Raw genomic sequence first — 16,032 nt, 5'->3', positions numbered from 1 at the left:
GTTGTTCTCTTGTTAGCGATCCAAAGACAGCCCTCACCATAGTCAGCCACCGCACATTTTTGAAATTTATTCCTGTGATGAGCAACATTCAGCGGATGGATTAGCCCTGTATTTGCAGCCAACCCTGTAGGAGCTGCCGAAGGCTGCGATCTTTTTGATCTTTAGTGCTACTGGAACTGCCGAGGATCAAGATCAAAAGATCGCAGCCTTCGTCAGCTCCTACAGGTCAGAGGTGCGTTTCAACCCAACCCCGCACTTCGCCATAGGGATAATCCTCCAGCACCGCAAACCCCGATATGGCCCGCGCTTTTAACTTGGTGAACAACGGCACACTGATCCCACATAGAAACCGCGTGACGCGCTCAGACGACGGAGCACTGCCGGTGTGCGCTTCGTGCTTGTGGATAAAATCACTACACAACGCTTCGAAAGACTTATCCACAAGCGCGGGGAGTTCTGGCGGGGATGGCAACCGCGCTATGTCTCCATGGCACACCGAACAATGCCCGCACCGCTGTGGCGCATTTTCATCGCCGAAGTACTCGGCCAGTCGATAACCCAGGCATTGGCCAGTGGCGAAAAGGTCCAGCATGGCGTGAATCCGGGCGATCTCGGTGCGCTCATGCTGTGTGAAACAAGCATGCAGTTCTGCGCCCAGTGCCTGACTGTCAAAATCCGTATGCAATACGCTGTAGACCTCGGTCATCAGCTTGCTTTCCAGCTCGATCCAACCCTTTTCCTGGAAGTAATCCAGCGCCTTCACTACCCGACCGCGCTCAGCTTGATATTGGTCGTAAAGCGCTTCGAAATTCACCGTCGCCCAGGCGCGCGCACGCTTGGAGGTCTGGATGATCGCAGCGACGAAATCCTTTCGTTCACCCTCGAAACGGGCAAGTAAAACCTCGGGCTCCTGCACATACTTGAAGCGATATTCGGCGTAATAGGCATAACGCGGGGCGATGATCCTGCGCAGTTCCAGCTGAACCAGCAAAGTCTTGAGCGGGAGCTGCCGAATGTTGCTCTGATCTGCCAACGGGCCCAGCAAAAACTCCCATTGTCCTTCCGGCGCTGCCGCTCGCAATTCGTCGAGCACATGCCGGATACCGTCCAACTCAGGGGTGTCGCCGTAAACGAAGTTCTCCAGCACATTGAGGCTGTCACGGTTGGCCAGGACCAGGCAGTCCGACGGCTCCCCGTCACGTCCGGCGCGACCGATTTCCTGACTGTAGTTCTCGATCGATTTAGGCAGGTCAAAGTGCACCACATTGCGGATGTCACTTTTGTCGATGCCCATACCGAACGCGATGGTGGCAACGATGCAGTTGGACTGACCGCCCATGAAGCGTTTCTGGATGGCTTCCCGCTGCTCGTGGGGCAAACCTGCGTGATACGCCTCGGCCTGGATACCGTTGCGTTCCAGGTGCTCGGCAATGTGTTCAGCGGTTTTCTGCAAGGTGACATAAACGATGCTGGGCTGGCCCGGCCGCTGGCTCATCCATTCGACGAGTCGTCGGCGCTTGTCCTGACCCCGTACCGGTTCCACCAGCAGGTTGAGGTTGGGGCGGTAGAACCCCGTGGTCACCACGTCTTCATGCGCGATGGCGAACTTGGCCTGCATGTCCGCGATCACCTTGGGTGTCGCCGTAGCGGTCAGTAGCAGCACCTGCGGGATATTGAACTGATGCTGGTAGTCCGGAAGCTTGAGGTAGTCGGGTCGGAAGTTATGGCCCCATTCGGAAATACAATGCGCCTCGTCCACCACCAGCAAGGAAATCGGTACCTGCTGCAAAAAATTGCGAAAGCGTTCGTTTTTCAGCCGCTCTACCGAAATCATCAAAATCTTCAGCTCGCCAGACTTGGCGCGAGCCATTACATCACTGGCGTCATCACGACTTTGGGCCGAATCGATACTGCCTGCCGAGATGCCATGGCGCTGCAGGAATACGAGTTGATCCTGCATCAGCGCCAGCAGCGGTGACACCACCAGTGTCAGGTGCGGCAGCAACAAGGCAGACAATTGGTAGCAGATGGACTTGCCCGATCCCGTAGGGAAAATCGCTGCGGCTGAACGACCGGCCAACACCGCGCTTATCGCTGCTTCTTGGCCGGGACGAAACTGTGAGAAACCGAAAACCTGTTCCAGGGTGTTGTGCATAAGCTGTCACTCCGTTGACCGCTGCGAAGCCCAAAGCCTAGCCGGCGATTGCAGCGAGTCGAGAAAAGGTCGGGGGCAAAAACGATACGGGATGATACAGCGGATGAAAGAATGATCAGGACGGTTTGTCGTTATCGTGTCTGACGAAACCGTGGGAAATTTCTCATTTATCGGTGTCTTTCACAAAACGTGTAGGGCCAATCCGAAAGGGCAGTAAAGCCCCTACACACCCTGTCGATTGAGGCTGTATTGCACACACAGGTCGGCATCGTCATAGTTTTCGCCGCAGCTGAAAATACTTGTCGGCCAGCCGGAGCGACCTCCGAATTCATCAAGGACAGGCTTCAATGAATCAGATCAATCCGCCTACAGAACGCTATCGACCGCTGAAGTCCAGCTACAGCGAAACGCCCGTGCTAGTCATCGACTCGGAAGCCGATCCGCACGAAATACTCGACGCCGCCCGACAACGCATCCGCGCCGCCAGTGACCTGCTTGAAACGCTTTACTGTCAATGTTTTGAACAAGCCGAAGCCAGTGACATCCCCAAAATCATCAGCGCGCTATACCTGCTGACACAAGACGGTCACGAGCTGCTCGAAGTTGCTCGACAACGGATTCCAAAAATTACCGTAATCTGAATCCCCTGCCTCAGTCCCGTCCTTCGTATCGGATAACCCTGCAATGAATTTCGCCTCCGACTTGCCCGACGATCACGACATGCAGCTGCTGATGCAGTTGCTGCACGAAGAACTTGGCCTGCCCGAACGTAAAACCGTCAGCCTCGCCACCTCGATCAACGTCGACCTCGGTTGCGACGGCACTGATGCGCGAAAACTGATGGAGGCGCTGGAAGAACAGTTCGACGTCGACTTCGTCGATTATGACGCCTATCGCTACTTCCACCCCGAAGGCTACGATGTGTTTCTTAAACGCAGAGCCAAGGGACGTGGCGACAAGGTTTCGCTGACCGTTGGCATGCTCTACCGGGCGATCAAGGCCCGCTGCTGGGATACTCAGGCGCTGGAAAGCCTCTGACGTCCGCAGTGCAATCTATAAGGACATAGTGTGGACGTACTGATGGGATTGCTCGCCGCCGTGATGTGGGGCGGTACGGATTTCCTGGTGGGTTTGAATGCCCGTGCAGTGGGTGTTAAACGCGCCGTTTATTTCGGTCAGGCGCTGGGTTTCTGCATCATGAGCCTGCTGCTGATCGCTTTCCCCGCATTTATCGTCAAGTCGATGTCGGCATCGCTCGACGTCTGGCTGATCGGCATGGGTGCCGCCGTGCTGACCGTTTCCGGCGCACTCGCGCTGTCAAAAGCGTTCGCCCTTGGCAAAGCGTCTAGCGTCGCGCCGTTGGTGACTTCTTATGGCGTGGTGACGACGTTGTTGTCATGGGCTGCAGGTGAGCAGATCAGTCTGATCCAGCTGTTTTGCATTGCCCTGTGTGTGCTCGGGGTCATCCTCTCGAGCATTCATTCAGACTCGAAGATTCCACACACGACTCAAGCCGGCAGCTCGATTGCCTACGCACTGCTTGCAGCTGTTTTTTATGGCACCAGCTTCTGGCTGCAAGGCCACTACGTGCTGCCAGTACTCGGTCCAGTGACGATGCTCTGGCTGGCGTACCTGATCGGACTTATGGTGCTGATAGTCATCGTCCTGAAAATTGAGGACGGCCTGAAAATTCCACCTCTGAAAAACTGTATGACACTCACTGGCGCCAGCCTGATGAACCTCGGCGGGTTTTCGTCATTCGCCTGGGGAGCGGTGGCGGGATCGGTTTCGGTGGTGACGGTGATCAGCACACTTTCCGGAGGAATCGCGGCGATTTTGGGGTATGTATTTTTTAAAGAGAGACTGGCGAAGATACAAATCCTTGGGGTTGTTTTGGTTTTACTCGGGGCATTTGTCTTGCACCTCAAAACCTGAAAAAACAGCGCCCACAAAAAAGCCGCCCCTAAAGGCGGCTTTCTCACAGCTTCAAACCAACACTTACAACTTCGGACCAGCAGCCTTGATGGCATCGCTCACGTCGAACTTCTTGAAGTTCTCAACGAACAGACCGGCCAGTGCTTTAGCCGATTCATCGTAAGCGGCTTTGTCAGCCCAGGTGTTACGTGGATTCAACAGACCAGTTTCAACGCCCGGTACGGCCAGTGGCACGTCGAGGTTGATGGTGTCGAGGTGTTCGGTTTCAGCACCGATCAACGCGCCGCTTTGAATCGCTGCGATTACACCGCGAGTGGTCGGAATGTTGAAGCGCTTGCCGACGCCGTAGCCACCGCCGGTCCAGCCGGTGTTGACCAGGTATACCTTGGAACCGAAGCCGCGGATGCGCTTGATCAGCAACTCTGCGTATTCGCCAGCCGGACGCGGGAAGAACGGTGCGCCGAAGCAGGTGGAGAAGGTCGACTTGATGCCGCTGCCGGAACCCATTTCGGTCGAGCCCACCAGAGCGGTGTAGCCGGACAGGAAGTGGTAGGCCGCTTGCTCTTCGCTGAGGATCGACACTGGCGGCAGTACGCCGGTCAGGTCGCAGGTCAGGAAGATCACAGCGTTCGGCTCGCCACCGAGGTTTTTCTCGGAACGCTTGGCAACGTGCTCCAGCGGGTAGGCGGCACGGCTGTTCTGGGTCAGGCTGACATCGGCGTAGTCGGCGTGCTTGGCATCATCGATGACGACGTTTTCCAGGACTGCGCCGTGCTTGATGGCTTTCCAGATGACCGGCTCGTTCTTCTCGGACAGGTCGATGCACTTGGCGTAGCAGCCGCCTTCGATGTTGAAGACAACGCCTTCGCCCCAGCCGTGCTCGTCGTCACCGATCAGGTAACGGCTTTCGTCGGCGGACAGGGTGGTTTTACCAGTACCGGACAAACCGAAGAACAGGGTTACATCGCCCGCCTCGCCGATGTTGGCGGCGCAGTGCATCGGCAGCACGTCGGCAGCCGGCAGCAGGAAGTTCTGCACCGAGAACATGGCTTTCTTCATCTCACCGGCGTAACGCATACCGGCGATCAGCACTTTCTTCTGTGCGAAGTTGAGGATCACGCAACCGTCGGAGTTGGTGCCATCACGCTCTGGAACGCATTCGAAGTTGGCAACGTTCAGAACCTGCCACTCTTCACGACCCGCAGGGTTGTACTGGGCCGGGTTGATGAACAGGCAACGACCGAACAGATTCTGCCAGGCAGTCTGAGTGGTCATCTTCACGGCCAGGTAGTGATCTTCCGACGCACCTACATGCACATGGGAAACGAAATGCTCTTGCGCGTTGTTGAAAGCCTCAACGCGGTCCCACAGGGCGTCGAACTTGTCGGCCGGGAACTTGCGGTTGATCGGGCCCCAAGCAATGGCTGCCTGAGTGGTTGGCTCTTCAACAATGAAACGGTCAACTGGCGAGCGGCCGGTGCGGTGACCGGTGCGAACCACCAGCGCGCCGGTATCGGCAAGCTCGCCTTCACCGCGATTCAGAGCTTCTTTAACCAGATCATCAACACTCAGATCGGTGTACACGGCGTTATTGGCTTGCGTCATGAGATTCCCCGTCGGCCAGTGGCCGAGTGTGCTCCAAACGTTTTGTAGTAGAAAGTCGTGCACTACTACCGCGACAAAAAGTGGGCCGGATTATGCCAGAAACGCCCAAAAATAGTAGGGCCCTCCCGTCGTAACGGCGTTATTCCGGCGCCAAGCAGTGAATTTACCTGCGCTGAACCGTTTTAGTGCCGGGTATCTGACGGAGTATCTACACCCGCTCCAGCGAACAATTGAGTGATATCCGCGGCATCAAACAGGTAGCGCTGGTTGCAGAACTGGCAATCGATCTCGATGTTGCCACCGTGTTCGATGACCAGTTCCTGCGCATCCTCCAGACCCAGACTCACCAGAGCATTGGCCGAACGTTCGCGGGAGCAACTGCAACGGAAGCGCAGTTTTTGCACATCGAAGAGTCGAACCTGTTCTTCGTGGTACAGACGATGGAGCACGGTTTCGTTGTCCAGGCTGAGCAACTCATCGGCGGTCAGCGTGCTGCCCAGCGCGGTGATGTGCTGCCAGCTGTCGGCGCGTTCTTCTTCGTCCTTGAGACGGTCGGCGGGCAATTGCTGCAGCAGCAGACCGCGAGCACGACGGCCATCCGCGTACAGCCAGAAGCGCGTGCCCACTTGCTGGGACATGACGAAATAGTTGGTGAAGCATTCGGACAGCGTTTCGCCGTCGAGATCGACGATCCCCTGGTAACGCTGACCCTGTTTCGGGTCGACCGTCAGCGCCAGTACGCCATTGGGCATAAGGTCGGCGAGGGTCGCATCGGGGGCAATCCGGTCAGCTTCATAACGGGCCAGGCCACGGATCTCACGCTCGCTGGAACACTCGATCATCAACAGCGGGATCGGACCATCGGACCGGGCCTGAAGGATCAGCAAACCATCAAATTTCAAGGTGCCCACGAGCAGCGACGCCGCTGCCATCAACTCGCCCAGCAGCTGCGCGACGGGCTCCGGGTAGGCGTGTTTTGCCAAGACTTCGGCGTAGCTGAGTTCCAACGAAACCAGTTCGCCGCGGGTATCGCTGTCATCGAAGATGAAGCGTTGGGTGTAGTCGGTATCCGTTAGATCGGTCATAGGTCTGGGTATCTGAATTAATGACAAAGTGATTTCAAAAAGTGAGAATCTTGCTTATTCGGCACCGTTTTGGTGCGAAATTTTCAGCCATGGGAGGCATTTTATGAACAATCCGGGTTTGTTCCAAGCAAGGTGGAACCTGCGCCGGTTAGCTCTGTGCAACTTTGTGCCGCTGGCACTGCTGGCCTTCTGGTTATGGCCTACAGGGCAGATGGTGTGTGTGATTTTCGACGAGTGGCTTTTTTACCGCCTCAATTCGCCACTGGCGACTAACCCGATATGGCTGCACATCTGGGCGATTGCAAGTCTGCGCCCCTTCGACGCGGTGGTCGGCGTGATTCTTTTGACCCTGCTGATCAAGGGCGATTGGGTATTCAAAGCCAATGAAGTGCGCCAGGCGTTTTTCGGGTTTCTCTCGACGCTGCTGTTGTTGCTGTTTATCCGAATGCTGTTTTCAAAACTGGCCGTGCATATGGACTGGCAGCACAGCAGTCCGTCGATGGTGATCGACAGCGCCGTCCGCATGAGCGACTACTTTCCGGGGCTTGAAAAAGCCTGGGAACTGAAGGACCGATCGAGTCAGAGTTTTCCGGGAGACCATGCGTCAGTGCTACTGATCTGGGCGCTGTTCATGACGGTGTTCAGTCGCTCCACGTGGCAGACAGCGGTGATCTGGAGTCTTGCACTGCTGTTCATGATGCCGCGTCTCGTGGCGGGTGCCCACTGGGGTCAGGACGATTACATTGGCGGTGTGATGCTGGCGGTGTGGGCGTTGGGTTGGGGTTACTACACGCCGCTTGCCTATTATGTTTCAGAGTTTTTCCTGAAGATAACGGCGCCGGTGTTTGAACTGCTGGGCAGATTGCCAGTGGTTTCGCGGATGAGTGTGGTGCGGGCTGCAAGTTAATGCCTTGATGCCTACGTGGCGAGGGAGCTTGCTCCCGCTCGGTTGCGCAGCAACCGCAAAGCCAGACGACCGTGTTCTTGCTGCAAGAATGCAGTTGTCAGGATCAGGAGTCCTTCGGCCTCCAGCGGGAGCAAGCTCCCTCGCCACAAAACAATGACTACTCGTTACTGCTGCCACGAAACTTGAACAAATCCCGGCGCTGCTTCTTGCTCGGCTTGCCGTCCGTACTCACGCCCAGCGAGCCCGCTTTTCGCATGGCCGCAGCAGCTTCGCGTTTGGCGATACTGGCTTCGGTTTCGGCGTACAGTGTCTGTGCTTGCGGCGCGCCACCGCGCACGCTCGACAGCGCCTTGACCACCACCGTGCGCTCATCGAAACCGGCGCGAATCTGAAATTCGTCACCGACCCGGGGCTCCTTGCCCGGTTTGCAGCGCTCGCCACGACAATGCACCTTGCCGCTTTCAATGGCCGCCTTGGCCAGGGCACGTGTTTTGTAAAAACGCGCAGCCCACAACCACTTATCGAGACGGACCTTGTCGTCCTCTTCCTGTTTTTGTGCCACTGGAATTCCTCTTTCAGACAATAGTCGGAACTGTACTACCGTTTCTGTCGGGCGCAAGAACCCGGCCCTCCAGATAGAATGAGATCTTGGCCGGTTCAACGCCGTGGAGTGATCGAGTGACTATATTTCCGTCTTCATTGACTGCGCCCAAGGTCGGGTGTCAGGGATGTCAGCAAAGCGAACCCTTGGGGTTCGATTTTGCCTTTGCTTACCAACCCATCGTCGACCTGCGAGATCACTCCATTTTCGCTCATGAAGCCTTGGTGCGAGGAGTGGACGGTCAAGGCGCGATGTCCGTGCTTGATCAGGTTACCGATCAAAACCGCTATCGTTTCGACCAGCTCTGCCGGACCCGAGCCATTGAAGGTGCTGCGCGTTTAGGGATGCAAACGAACCTGTCGATCAACTTTATGCCAAATGCTGTTTACCGCCCGGAGCTGTGCATTCGAAGCACGCTGGAAGCTGCACAAAAGCACAACTTCCCGATCAAACAGCTGATTTTCGAAACACTGGAAAGCGAGCACGTAGATAACTATCGCCATTTGACCAATATTCTGCGTGAATACCGCGAATTCGGCTTCAAGACCGCCATTGACGATTTCGGGGCGGGCTACTCGGGGCTCAATCTGCTCGCCGATTTCCAACCGGACCTGATCAAGCTCGACATGGCGCTCATCCGCGATGTCGACCGCGATCGTGTTCGTCAGGCTATCGTTCGAGGGATTGTCACAATCTGTGCGGAGTTGAACGTTACAGTCATTGCCGAAGGCATCGAAAGCGCCGGGGAAAGGGATTTTCTGGCGGACTGTGGAATTTTTCTGATGCAGGGTTACTGGTTCGCCAAACCTGCATTCAAAGCGTTGGCCCAGGTAACACCTGGAGCCTGGACGCGTTAATCGCTGGTTTATCCCTATTGAAGACATTTGACCATTTGACCGTTGTCGGTCTGCGCGAGTGGGTGGCGCTCCCGGATCTGGGAGTCGCGGGACTTCGGGCAAAAATTGACACCGGTGCCAGCACCTCCAGCCTGCATGCCACCGACATCGAACCGTTCGAGCGCGATGGTGAGCAGTGGGTGCGCTTTACCGCGCACCTCGGGACGGTGGTGCAACTGCGTCACAGGCGCTGCGAAGCACCGCTGGTGACGATGAAAACCATTAAAAGCTCCAATGGTCACGCGCAAATGCGATACGTGGTCAGCACTACCCTGGCCCTTGGTGATCGGGTCTGGCGGGTCGAGTTCACCCTCGCCTGCCGCAAATCCATGCGCTATCGCCTGCTACTCGGCTCCAAAGCCCTGATCGATGGCCAACTGGTGGTCAATCCGGGCATTAAATACGTACAAGACAAGCCGGTGTTCCCGGTATCTACCTCCTCCACAGGTGTTGCATGAAGATCGCTGTGCTGTCGCGTAACCCGCGTCTGTATTCCACTCGTCGTCTGGTCGAAGCCGGAACCGAGCGTGGCCATGAAATGGTGGTGGTCGACACCCTGCGCGCCTACATGAACATCGCCAGCCACAAACCGCAGATTCACTATCGCGGCAAGCCGCTGGAAGGCTTCGATGCGGTCATTCCGCGGATCGGCGCGTCGGTGACGTTTTATGGCTGCGCCGTGTTGCGTCAGTTCGAAATGATGGGGGTTTTTCCGCTTAACGAGTCGGTGGCCATCGCACGTTCGCGAGACAAGCTGCGCTCGCTGCAACTGCTTTCGCGTCGCGGTATCGGTTTGCCGGTCACCGGGTTTGCTCACTCGCCGGATGACATTCCCGATTTGATTGAAATGGTCAACGGTGCACCCCTGGTGATCAAGGTGCTGGAAGGCACTCAAGGCATTGGCGTGGTGCTTTGCGAAACCGCAACGGCGGCAGAGTCGGTGATCGAGGCGTTCATGGGCCTCAAGCAAAACATCATGGTTCAGGAGTACATCAAGGAAGCCGGCGGCGCGGACATTCGATGCTTTGTGGTCGGCGACAAAGTGATCGCGGCGATGAAGCGGCAGGCTAAACCCGGGGAGTTTCGTTCCAACCTGCATCGGGGTGGGAGTGCAAGCCTGATCAAGATCACGCCGGAAGAGCGCATGACTGCATTACGTGCGGCGAAAGTGATGGGCCTTGCGGTAGCGGGTGTGGATATCCTGCGCTCCAATCACGGACCGTTGGTGATGGAGGTTAATTCGTCGCCGGGCCTGGAAGGGATTGAAACCACCACCGGGAAGAATGTAGCGGGGATCATCATCGAGCATCTCGAGAAGAATGGCGGGCCGAACATGACCCGGACCAAAGGCAAAGGTTAAAGCGCAAAGATCAAAAAATCGCAGCCTGCGGCAGCTCCTACATGGGAATGCGTTCCCTGTAGAGCTGCCGCAGGCTGCGATCTTTTCAGTGGTTAAACCGCATCTCGCGGCAGCATCAGCCCCAACGGCAACCGCACCCGCGCTTCCAGTCCGCCACCGGCTCTGTTGCGCAACTCAACATTCCCGCCATGCATCGAAGCGATCCGCTTCACGATTGCCAGCCCCAATCCAGTCCCCTTTCCACCCCGAGCACGATCACCACGGGTAAACGGGTTGAAGATCGCTTCCAATTCAGAAGGATCAATCCCCGCCCCACGGTCCATCACACTCAGCACCACATACGGGGCGCTGGTATCTCCAGACACGTAAGCCGCGACCTCGACACCACTGCCAGCGTGATGCAGCGCGTTGCCGATCAGATTATTCAGCAGTCGTTTCATCGACACCCGACGCAACGGGAATGGCTGGATCGGCTCCAGGCGCAGTCTTACTTTTTCTTCATTCTGGTTGTAAGGAGCGGCGACTTCGCGCACCAGATCGATCAAGTCGACCTCTTCCACCGACTCGTCGCGACCATCGCGGATAAACGCCAGGAACTGGTCGAGAATCGCATCCATGTCTTCGATGTCGCGCACCATGTCATCGGTGAGGTCGCTGCGGTCGCCCATCAATTCCAGAGACAAGCGCAAGCGGGTCAGCGGAGTCCGCAGGTCGTGCGAGACGCCGGCCAACATCAGCTCGCGCTCGCGACCGGCCTGCTCGACGTCTTCAGCCATCTGGTTGAATGCGCGGTACACCTCGGTCATCTCGCTCGGTGTGTCACTGATTGGCAGGCGCACGCTGCGACCCTGGCCGAGTTGCCTTGCGGCAAAGACCAGACGTTTCAAGGGTTGGTTGAGCTGGCTGACGAAGATCCAGGCTGAAGCAGTCGACAGCAAGCCGATGGCCAGGAACCAGCCGAGTACGTTCCAGATTTTTTGACCGCGCAAAGGGTGCGGATAAAGGGGCACTTTCAGCCAGCCTTCACCCAGGCTCGGCGCCCGGACCCACAACGCCGGCGGCGAATGCATGCGTAATCGGACTTCGGTGTCAGGCCCCAACTCTGTCTGCATCTGACGCTGGTAAATTTCGCTGTAAGGCCAGTGCTGTTCGCCTTCCGGCACGCCGGCACCCACCACACGAATCAGCGGCACCTTATTGGCAATTACTTCACGGTTTTTTTCATCAGCCGCCCAATAGGCGCGAAGCGTCAGGGCGACGCCGTGGCTATATTGCCGGTCCACCAGCACGTCCTCGTTCATCAATAGATAAACCAGGGTCAGCGCCTTGGAAAACAGAACGACAATCAGCACCAACCAAAGGGTGCGGGAGAAGAAACTTTGGGGAAACCAAATCGGGGTTTTCATGAATAGCCGTTACACGCTTGCAGGAGCGAGGATGCTCGCATATTGCGGATCGCGAGTCTGCGGACAACATCGTCCGCAAGACCCGCTCCTACAAAACGCCGATCACTTGGTGGCGGCGCCATCCGGAACGAACACGTAACCCACGCCCCAGACAGTCTGGATATAACGCGGTTTGGATGGATCGGGTTCGATCATTCGGCGCAGACGGGAAATCTGCACGTCGATGGAGCGCTCCAGAGCATCCCACTCACGGCCACGGGCCAGGTTCATCAGTTTGTCGCGGGTCAGAGGCTGACGCGCGTTCATGACCAGGGCCTTCAGTACCGCAAACTCACCGGTAGTGAGCATGTGCACTTCATCGCCGCGCTTCAGCTCACGGGTGGCCAGCGACAGCTCGTAGTCACCGAAGGTCACGCTTTCGTCTTCACTGCCCGGCGCACCCGGCACAGGGGTGGACTGGCGACGCAACACGGCTTTGACGCGAGCCATCAGCTCATCCGGGTTGAACGGCTTGGCCAGGTAGTCGTCGGCGCCCAGTTCGAGGCCTTTGATACGGCTCAGCTCGTCGCCCTTGGCGGTGAGCATGATGATCGGGATCTGATTGTTAGCGGTGCGCAGGCGGCGGCAAGCGGTCAAGCCGTCTTCGCCAGGCAGCATCAGGTCGAGAACAACCAGGTTGAACACTTCGCGCGCCAACAGGCGATCCATTTGTTCAGTGTTCGGTACGGCACGGGCTCGGTAGCCTTTGCTGACGAAAAAGCGTTCCAGCAGGCTGCTGAGCCCTGGATCGTCGTCAACAATAAGAATTTTTTCGCCTTCAGCAATGTTTGCAGTGCTGCTCATTAGATGCTCCTTTTAGCTCGGCGCGCATTATGGCGTAGCTGCCGTTATACGCACCGTGTGCATTGTTAGCAGATTTTTCCTTCACCGCCAGCACGCCGGGCGTTATCGCCAAGGTCGGTGATGCCCCCGAATGATCGAACGCTGGTTATAATGCGCGGCGTTTTGTGTCAGGCAACGTCTGATCGTTTACCCCGGCGACCGCTTTTTATTTTCATGGCGCCGGCAGTAATTGTTCGATTTCACGGGTCAACGGAATGCCTGTTGATCCAGGTAGCGGCGCAGGCCAGGCCGCTCAACCAGACTCGCCGAGCCCTTATCTCTGCGCCTGCGAGCCTGCTTTCACAATTTGTCAGGTGGTTTTATGGACAGCATCAACAGCCGCATCGCCGAGGAACTCGGCGTACGCCCACAACAGGTCGAAGCGGCCGTCGCGCTACTCGATGAGGGCTCTACCGTTCCCTTCATCGCCCGCTACCGGAAAGAAGTGACCGGCAGCCTCGATGACATCCAGCTGCGCCACCTTGAAGAACGTCTGCGCTACCTGCGAGAACTCGACGAACGGCGCATCAGCATCCTGGCCAGCATCCAGGAACAAGGCAAGCTGACCCCGCAACTGGAACGCGACATCAAGCTCGCCGACACCAAGACCCGCCTTGAAGACTTGTACCTGCCGTACAAGCAGAAACGCCGCACCAAGGGCCAGATCGCCCTGGAAGCCGGCCTCGGAGAGCTGGCTGACGGCCTGTTCAACGACCCTACCCTGGCGCCGGACGCTGAAGCTGCGCGCTTCATCGACGCCGAAAAAGGCGTGGCCGACGTGAAGGCCGCCCTCGAAGGCGCCAAGTACATCCTCATGGAGCGCTTCGCCGAAGACGCCGGTCTGCTCGACAAACTGCGCAGCTACCTGAAGCAGGAAGCCACCCTGAGTGCCCGTGTCATCGCCGGGAAGGAAGAGGAAGGCGCCAAGTTCCGCGACTACTTCGAACACGATGAACCCCTGAAAAGCATGCCATCGCACCGTGCCCTGGCGATTTTCCGTGGCCGCAACGAAGGCATTCTCAGCTCCGCGTTGAAAGTCGGCGACGAGCTCCCGGGCACCATGCACCCGTGCGAAGGCATGATCGGCCAGCAGTTCGGCATCCAGAACCAGAACCGCGCGGCCGACAAATGGCTGGGCGAAGTGGTGCGCTGGACCTGGAAGGTCAAGCTCTACACCCACCTCGAAACCGACTTGCTCGGCGAACTGCGCGACGGCGCGGAAACCGAAGCGATCAACGTTTTCGCGCACAACCTGCACGACTTGCTGCTGTCGGCACCCGCCGGCCCACGTGCCACCCTGGGCCTCGACCCCGGCCTGCGCACCGGCTGCAAGGTCGCCGTGGTCGACTCCACCGGCAAGCTGCTGGACCACGCCACGGTGTACCCGCACGTACCGCACAACAAGTGGGACCAGACCCTCGCCGTGCTCGCCGCCCTGTGCGCGAAGCATTCGGTGGACCTGATCGCCATCGGCAACGGCACCGCCAGCCGGGAAACCGACAAGCTCGCCGCTGAACTGATCAAAAAGTATCCAGCGATGAAAATGACCAAGGTAATGGTCTCCGAGGCCGGTGCATCGGTTTACTCGGCTTCGGAACTGGCTTCCAAGGAATTCCCGGACCTCGACGTGTCGATCCGTGGCGCGGTGTCCATTGCCCGTCGTCTGCAGGATCCGCTGGCAGAACTGGTGAAGATCGATCCGAAATCCATCGGTGTCGGCCAGTACCAGCACGATGTGTCGCAGCTGAAACTGGCGCGCGGCCTGGACGCTGTGGTCGAGGACTGCGTGAACGCCGTCGGCGTCGACGTCAACACTGCCTCTGTGGCGCTGCTGGCCCGTATCTCCGGCCTCAACGCAACGCTGGCACAGAACATCGTCAGCCATCGCGACGAGCACGGCGCCTTCAAAACCCGCGCCGCACTGAAGAAAGTTGCACGCCTGGGCGAAAAAACCTTCGAACAGGCCGCTGGCTTCCTGCGGGTCATGAATGGCGACAACCCGCTGGATTCGTCCGCGGTTCACCCGGAAGCCTATCCATTGGTGCAGCGTATCGCCGCCGAGACTGACCGCGATATCCGCTCCCTGATCGGTGATGCCAGCTTCCTCAAGCGTCTTGATCCGAAGAAGTACACCGACGAAACTTTCGGTTTGCCGACGGTCACCGACATTCTGCAAGAGCTTGAAAAGCCTGGTCGCGACCCACGCCCGGAGTTCAAGACCGCCGAGTTCCAGGAAGGCGTCGAAGACCTCAAGGACTTGCAACTGGGCATGATCCTCGAAGGTGTCGTCACCAACGTGACCAACTTCGGCGCATTCGTCGACATCGGCGTGCATCAGGACGGTTTGGTGCACATCTCTGCGCTTTCGGAGAAGTTCATCAAGGATCCTCGTGAAGCAGTGAAGGCCGGTGACGTGGTGAAAGTGAAGGTCATGGAAATCGACATCCCGCGTAAACGCGTTGGCCTGTCAATGCGCATGAGCGACACACCGGGTGAGAAAATCGACGGCGCCCGTGGTGCACGTCCGGGTTCGGCTCCGCGCCAATCCCAGAACTCCGCTCCACGCAAGGAAACCACGGCTGCGGCTCCGGCCAACAACGCCATGGCGTCGCTGTTCGCCAACGCCAAGCAGTTGAAGAAACGCTGATGGAGATCCCTGCCGGCCTGACCGAAAGCGCGTTTTTCAAGCTACTGGGATGTCGCCTGCACAGCCTGGAAACCGGTGTGGCACAAGTCGCCCTGGCGCTTGAGCCACAGTTGCGCAATCGCGGCGGCAAGCTGCACGGCGGGGCATTGTTCAGTCTGGTGGACATCGCCATGGGGCTGGCCTGTTCCAGCACCCACGGCTTTGACCAGCAGAGCGCGACCATCGAATGCAAGATCAACTACATTCGCGCCGTGTCCGACGGTGAAGTGATGTGCACGGCACGGGTGATTCACCCGGGCCGTCGCACGCTGGTGGTCGAAGCTGACGTGATGCAAGGCGAAAAATTAGTCGCAAAAGCACAAGGCACGTTCGCTGTCCTGTAGCTAGATCTCATCGATTTGAGTTAATTTCAGCGCAACGAATCCTGTAGGAGTGAGCCTGCTCGCGATAGCGGTGTGTTAGTCAACATAAACGTCGTCTGACACGCCGCTATCGCGAGCAGGCTCACTCCTACAGGGATTGTGCAGTTCTTTACTAACCGGCATGGCTTGCG

At 57.7% G+C, this 16,032-nt stretch carries 15 protein-coding genes; 9 read left to right on the top strand and 6 right to left on the bottom strand.

Going from position 1 to position 16,032, the window contains the following annotated elements; all coding sequences use genetic code 11:
- Positions 1-226: 226 nt before the first annotated feature.
- Positions 227-2,155, bottom strand: a complete 1,929-nt coding sequence (locus ACA063_RS01150; protein ID WP_497664473.1) for a RecQ family ATP-dependent DNA helicase — start codon at positions 2,153-2,155, stop codon at positions 227-229.
- Positions 2,156-2,502: 347 nt separating this feature from the next.
- On the opposite strand from ACA063_RS01150, the gene ACA063_RS01145 reads away from it, so the two are divergent.
- Genes ACA063_RS01145 through ACA063_RS01135 form a run of 3 tightly spaced genes read left to right on the top strand, consistent with a single transcriptional unit; the run spans position 2,503 to position 4,090 of the window.
- On the top strand, positions 2,503-2,796 hold the full coding sequence (locus ACA063_RS01145; RefSeq protein WP_497664472.1) for a hypothetical protein: 294 nt from the start codon (positions 2,503-2,505) through the stop codon (positions 2,794-2,796).
- Positions 2,797-2,839: 43 nt separating this feature from the next.
- The gene (locus ACA063_RS01140) at positions 2,840-3,193 is read left to right on the top strand and encodes a DUF1493 family protein (RefSeq protein ID WP_497664471.1); all 354 of its coding nucleotides are present in this window, start codon (positions 2,840-2,842) and stop codon (positions 3,191-3,193) included.
- A gap of 42 nt (positions 3,194-3,235) precedes the next feature.
- The gene (locus ACA063_RS01135; protein ID WP_497666452.1) at positions 3,236-4,090 is read left to right on the top strand and encodes an EamA family transporter; all 855 of its coding nucleotides are present in this window, start codon (positions 3,236-3,238) and stop codon (positions 4,088-4,090) included.
- 63 nt (positions 4,091-4,153) lie between these two features.
- Here ACA063_RS01135 and ACA063_RS01130 read toward each other — a convergent pair whose 3' ends face one another.
- Entirely contained in the window at positions 4,154-5,695 is a 1,542-nt protein-coding gene (locus ACA063_RS01130) for a phosphoenolpyruvate carboxykinase (RefSeq protein ID WP_122840747.1), read from the bottom strand.
- Positions 5,696-5,877: 182 nt separating this feature from the next.
- Entirely contained in the window at positions 5,878-6,780 is a 903-nt protein-coding gene (hslO, locus tag ACA063_RS01125; RefSeq protein WP_162437028.1) for an Hsp33 family molecular chaperone HslO, read from the bottom strand.
- Between the two features lie 103 nt (positions 6,781-6,883).
- On the opposite strand from hslO, the gene ACA063_RS01120 reads away from it, so the two are divergent.
- On the top strand, positions 6,884-7,687 hold the full coding sequence (locus ACA063_RS01120; RefSeq protein WP_497664470.1) for a phosphatase PAP2 family protein: 804 nt from the start codon (positions 6,884-6,886) through the stop codon (positions 7,685-7,687).
- Positions 7,688-7,844: 157 nt separating this feature from the next.
- On the opposite strand, the gene ACA063_RS01115 is transcribed toward ACA063_RS01120, so the two are convergent.
- Positions 7,845-8,249: an RNA-binding S4 domain-containing protein gene (locus tag ACA063_RS01115; protein ID WP_497664469.1), complete on the bottom strand. Its 405-nt coding sequence runs from the start codon at positions 8,247-8,249 to the stop codon at positions 7,845-7,847.
- Positions 8,250-8,365: 116 nt separating this feature from the next.
- Here ACA063_RS01115 and rimA point away from each other — a divergent pair, with 116 nt between their 5' ends.
- Genes rimA through rimK form a run of 3 tightly spaced genes read left to right on the top strand, consistent with a single transcriptional unit; the run spans position 8,366 to position 10,544 of the window.
- The gene (gene rimA / locus ACA063_RS01110) at positions 8,366-9,145 is read left to right on the top strand and encodes a S6 modification regulatory phosphodiesterase RimA (RefSeq protein WP_497666451.1); all 780 of its coding nucleotides are present in this window, start codon (positions 8,366-8,368) and stop codon (positions 9,143-9,145) included.
- Between the two features lie 17 nt (positions 9,146-9,162).
- Complete coding sequence (gene rimB / locus ACA063_RS01105; protein WP_008149289.1) at positions 9,163-9,642, top strand: retropepsin-like aspartic endopeptidase RimB; 480 nt, start codon at positions 9,163-9,165, stop codon at positions 9,640-9,642.
- Positions 9,639-10,544, top strand: a complete 906-nt coding sequence (gene rimK, locus ACA063_RS01100; protein WP_007972871.1) for a 30S ribosomal protein S6--L-glutamate ligase — start codon at positions 9,639-9,641, stop codon at positions 10,542-10,544. Before rimB ends, rimK begins: the two co-directional genes overlap by 4 nt.
- 92 nt (positions 10,545-10,636) lie before the next feature.
- On the opposite strand, the gene ACA063_RS01095 is transcribed toward rimK, so the two are convergent.
- Entirely contained in the window at positions 10,637-11,950 is a 1,314-nt protein-coding gene (locus ACA063_RS01095; RefSeq protein ID WP_497664468.1) for an ATP-binding protein, read from the bottom strand.
- 102 nt (positions 11,951-12,052) lie between these two features.
- Positions 12,053-12,793, bottom strand: a complete 741-nt coding sequence (ompR, locus tag ACA063_RS01090; protein WP_027922237.1) for an osmolarity response regulator transcription factor OmpR — start codon at positions 12,791-12,793, stop codon at positions 12,053-12,055.
- Positions 12,794-13,154: 361 nt separating this feature from the next.
- On the opposite strand from ompR, the gene ACA063_RS01085 reads away from it, so the two are divergent.
- Together ACA063_RS01085 and ACA063_RS01080 are read left to right on the top strand one after the other, a co-directional pair.
- Positions 13,155-15,479, top strand: a complete 2,325-nt coding sequence (locus tag ACA063_RS01085) for a Tex family protein (RefSeq protein ID WP_497664467.1) — start codon at positions 13,155-13,157, stop codon at positions 15,477-15,479.
- Positions 15,479-15,862: a PaaI family thioesterase gene (locus ACA063_RS01080; RefSeq protein ID WP_497664466.1), complete on the top strand. Its 384-nt coding sequence runs from the start codon at positions 15,479-15,481 to the stop codon at positions 15,860-15,862. The genes ACA063_RS01085 and ACA063_RS01080 overlap by 1 nt, the downstream gene beginning before the upstream one ends.
- Positions 15,863-16,032: the final 170 nt, after the last annotated feature.

Source organism: Pseudomonas sp. LBUM1643 (genome assembly GCF_059716215.1).
The sequence above is the reverse complement of the archived record's forward strand: the minus strand, read 5'-3'. Positions and strand labels throughout refer to the sequence as shown.

What these genes read in the sequence shown, in the direction of transcription:
- ACA063_RS01150 (WP_497664473.1), bottom strand. Translation starts at nt 2,155, where the DNA reads ATGCACAACACCCTGGAACAGGTTTTCGGTTTCTCACAGTTTCGTCCC.
- ACA063_RS01145 (WP_497664472.1), top strand. Translation starts at nt 2,503, where the DNA reads ATGAATCAGATCAATCCGCCTACAGAACGCTATCGACCGCTGAAGTCC.
- ACA063_RS01140 (WP_497664471.1), top strand. Translation starts at nt 2,840, where the DNA reads ATGAATTTCGCCTCCGACTTGCCCGACGATCACGACATGCAGCTGCTG.
- ACA063_RS01135 (WP_497666452.1), top strand. Translation starts at nt 3,236, where the DNA reads ATGGGATTGCTCGCCGCCGTGATGTGGGGCGGTACGGATTTCCTGGTG.
- ACA063_RS01130 (WP_122840747.1), bottom strand. Translation starts at nt 5,695, where the DNA reads ATGACGCAAGCCAATAACGCCGTGTACACCGATCTGAGTGTTGATGAT.
- hslO (WP_162437028.1), bottom strand. Translation starts at nt 6,780, where the DNA reads ATGACCGATCTAACGGATACCGACTACACCCAACGCTTCATCTTCGAT.
- ACA063_RS01120 (WP_497664470.1), top strand. Translation starts at nt 6,884, where the DNA reads ATGAACAATCCGGGTTTGTTCCAAGCAAGGTGGAACCTGCGCCGGTTA.
- rimK (WP_007972871.1), top strand. Translation starts at nt 9,639, where the DNA reads ATGAAGATCGCTGTGCTGTCGCGTAACCCGCGTCTGTATTCCACTCGT.
- ACA063_RS01095 (WP_497664468.1), bottom strand. Translation starts at nt 11,950, where the DNA reads ATGAAAACCCCGATTTGGTTTCCCCAAAGTTTCTTCTCCCGCACCCTT.
- ompR (WP_027922237.1), bottom strand. Translation starts at nt 12,793, where the DNA reads ATGAGCAGCACTGCAAACATTGCTGAAGGCGAAAAAATTCTTATTGTT.
- ACA063_RS01085 (WP_497664467.1), top strand. Translation starts at nt 13,155, where the DNA reads ATGGACAGCATCAACAGCCGCATCGCCGAGGAACTCGGCGTACGCCCA.
- ACA063_RS01080 (WP_497664466.1), top strand. Translation starts at nt 15,479, where the DNA reads ATGGAGATCCCTGCCGGCCTGACCGAAAGCGCGTTTTTCAAGCTACTG.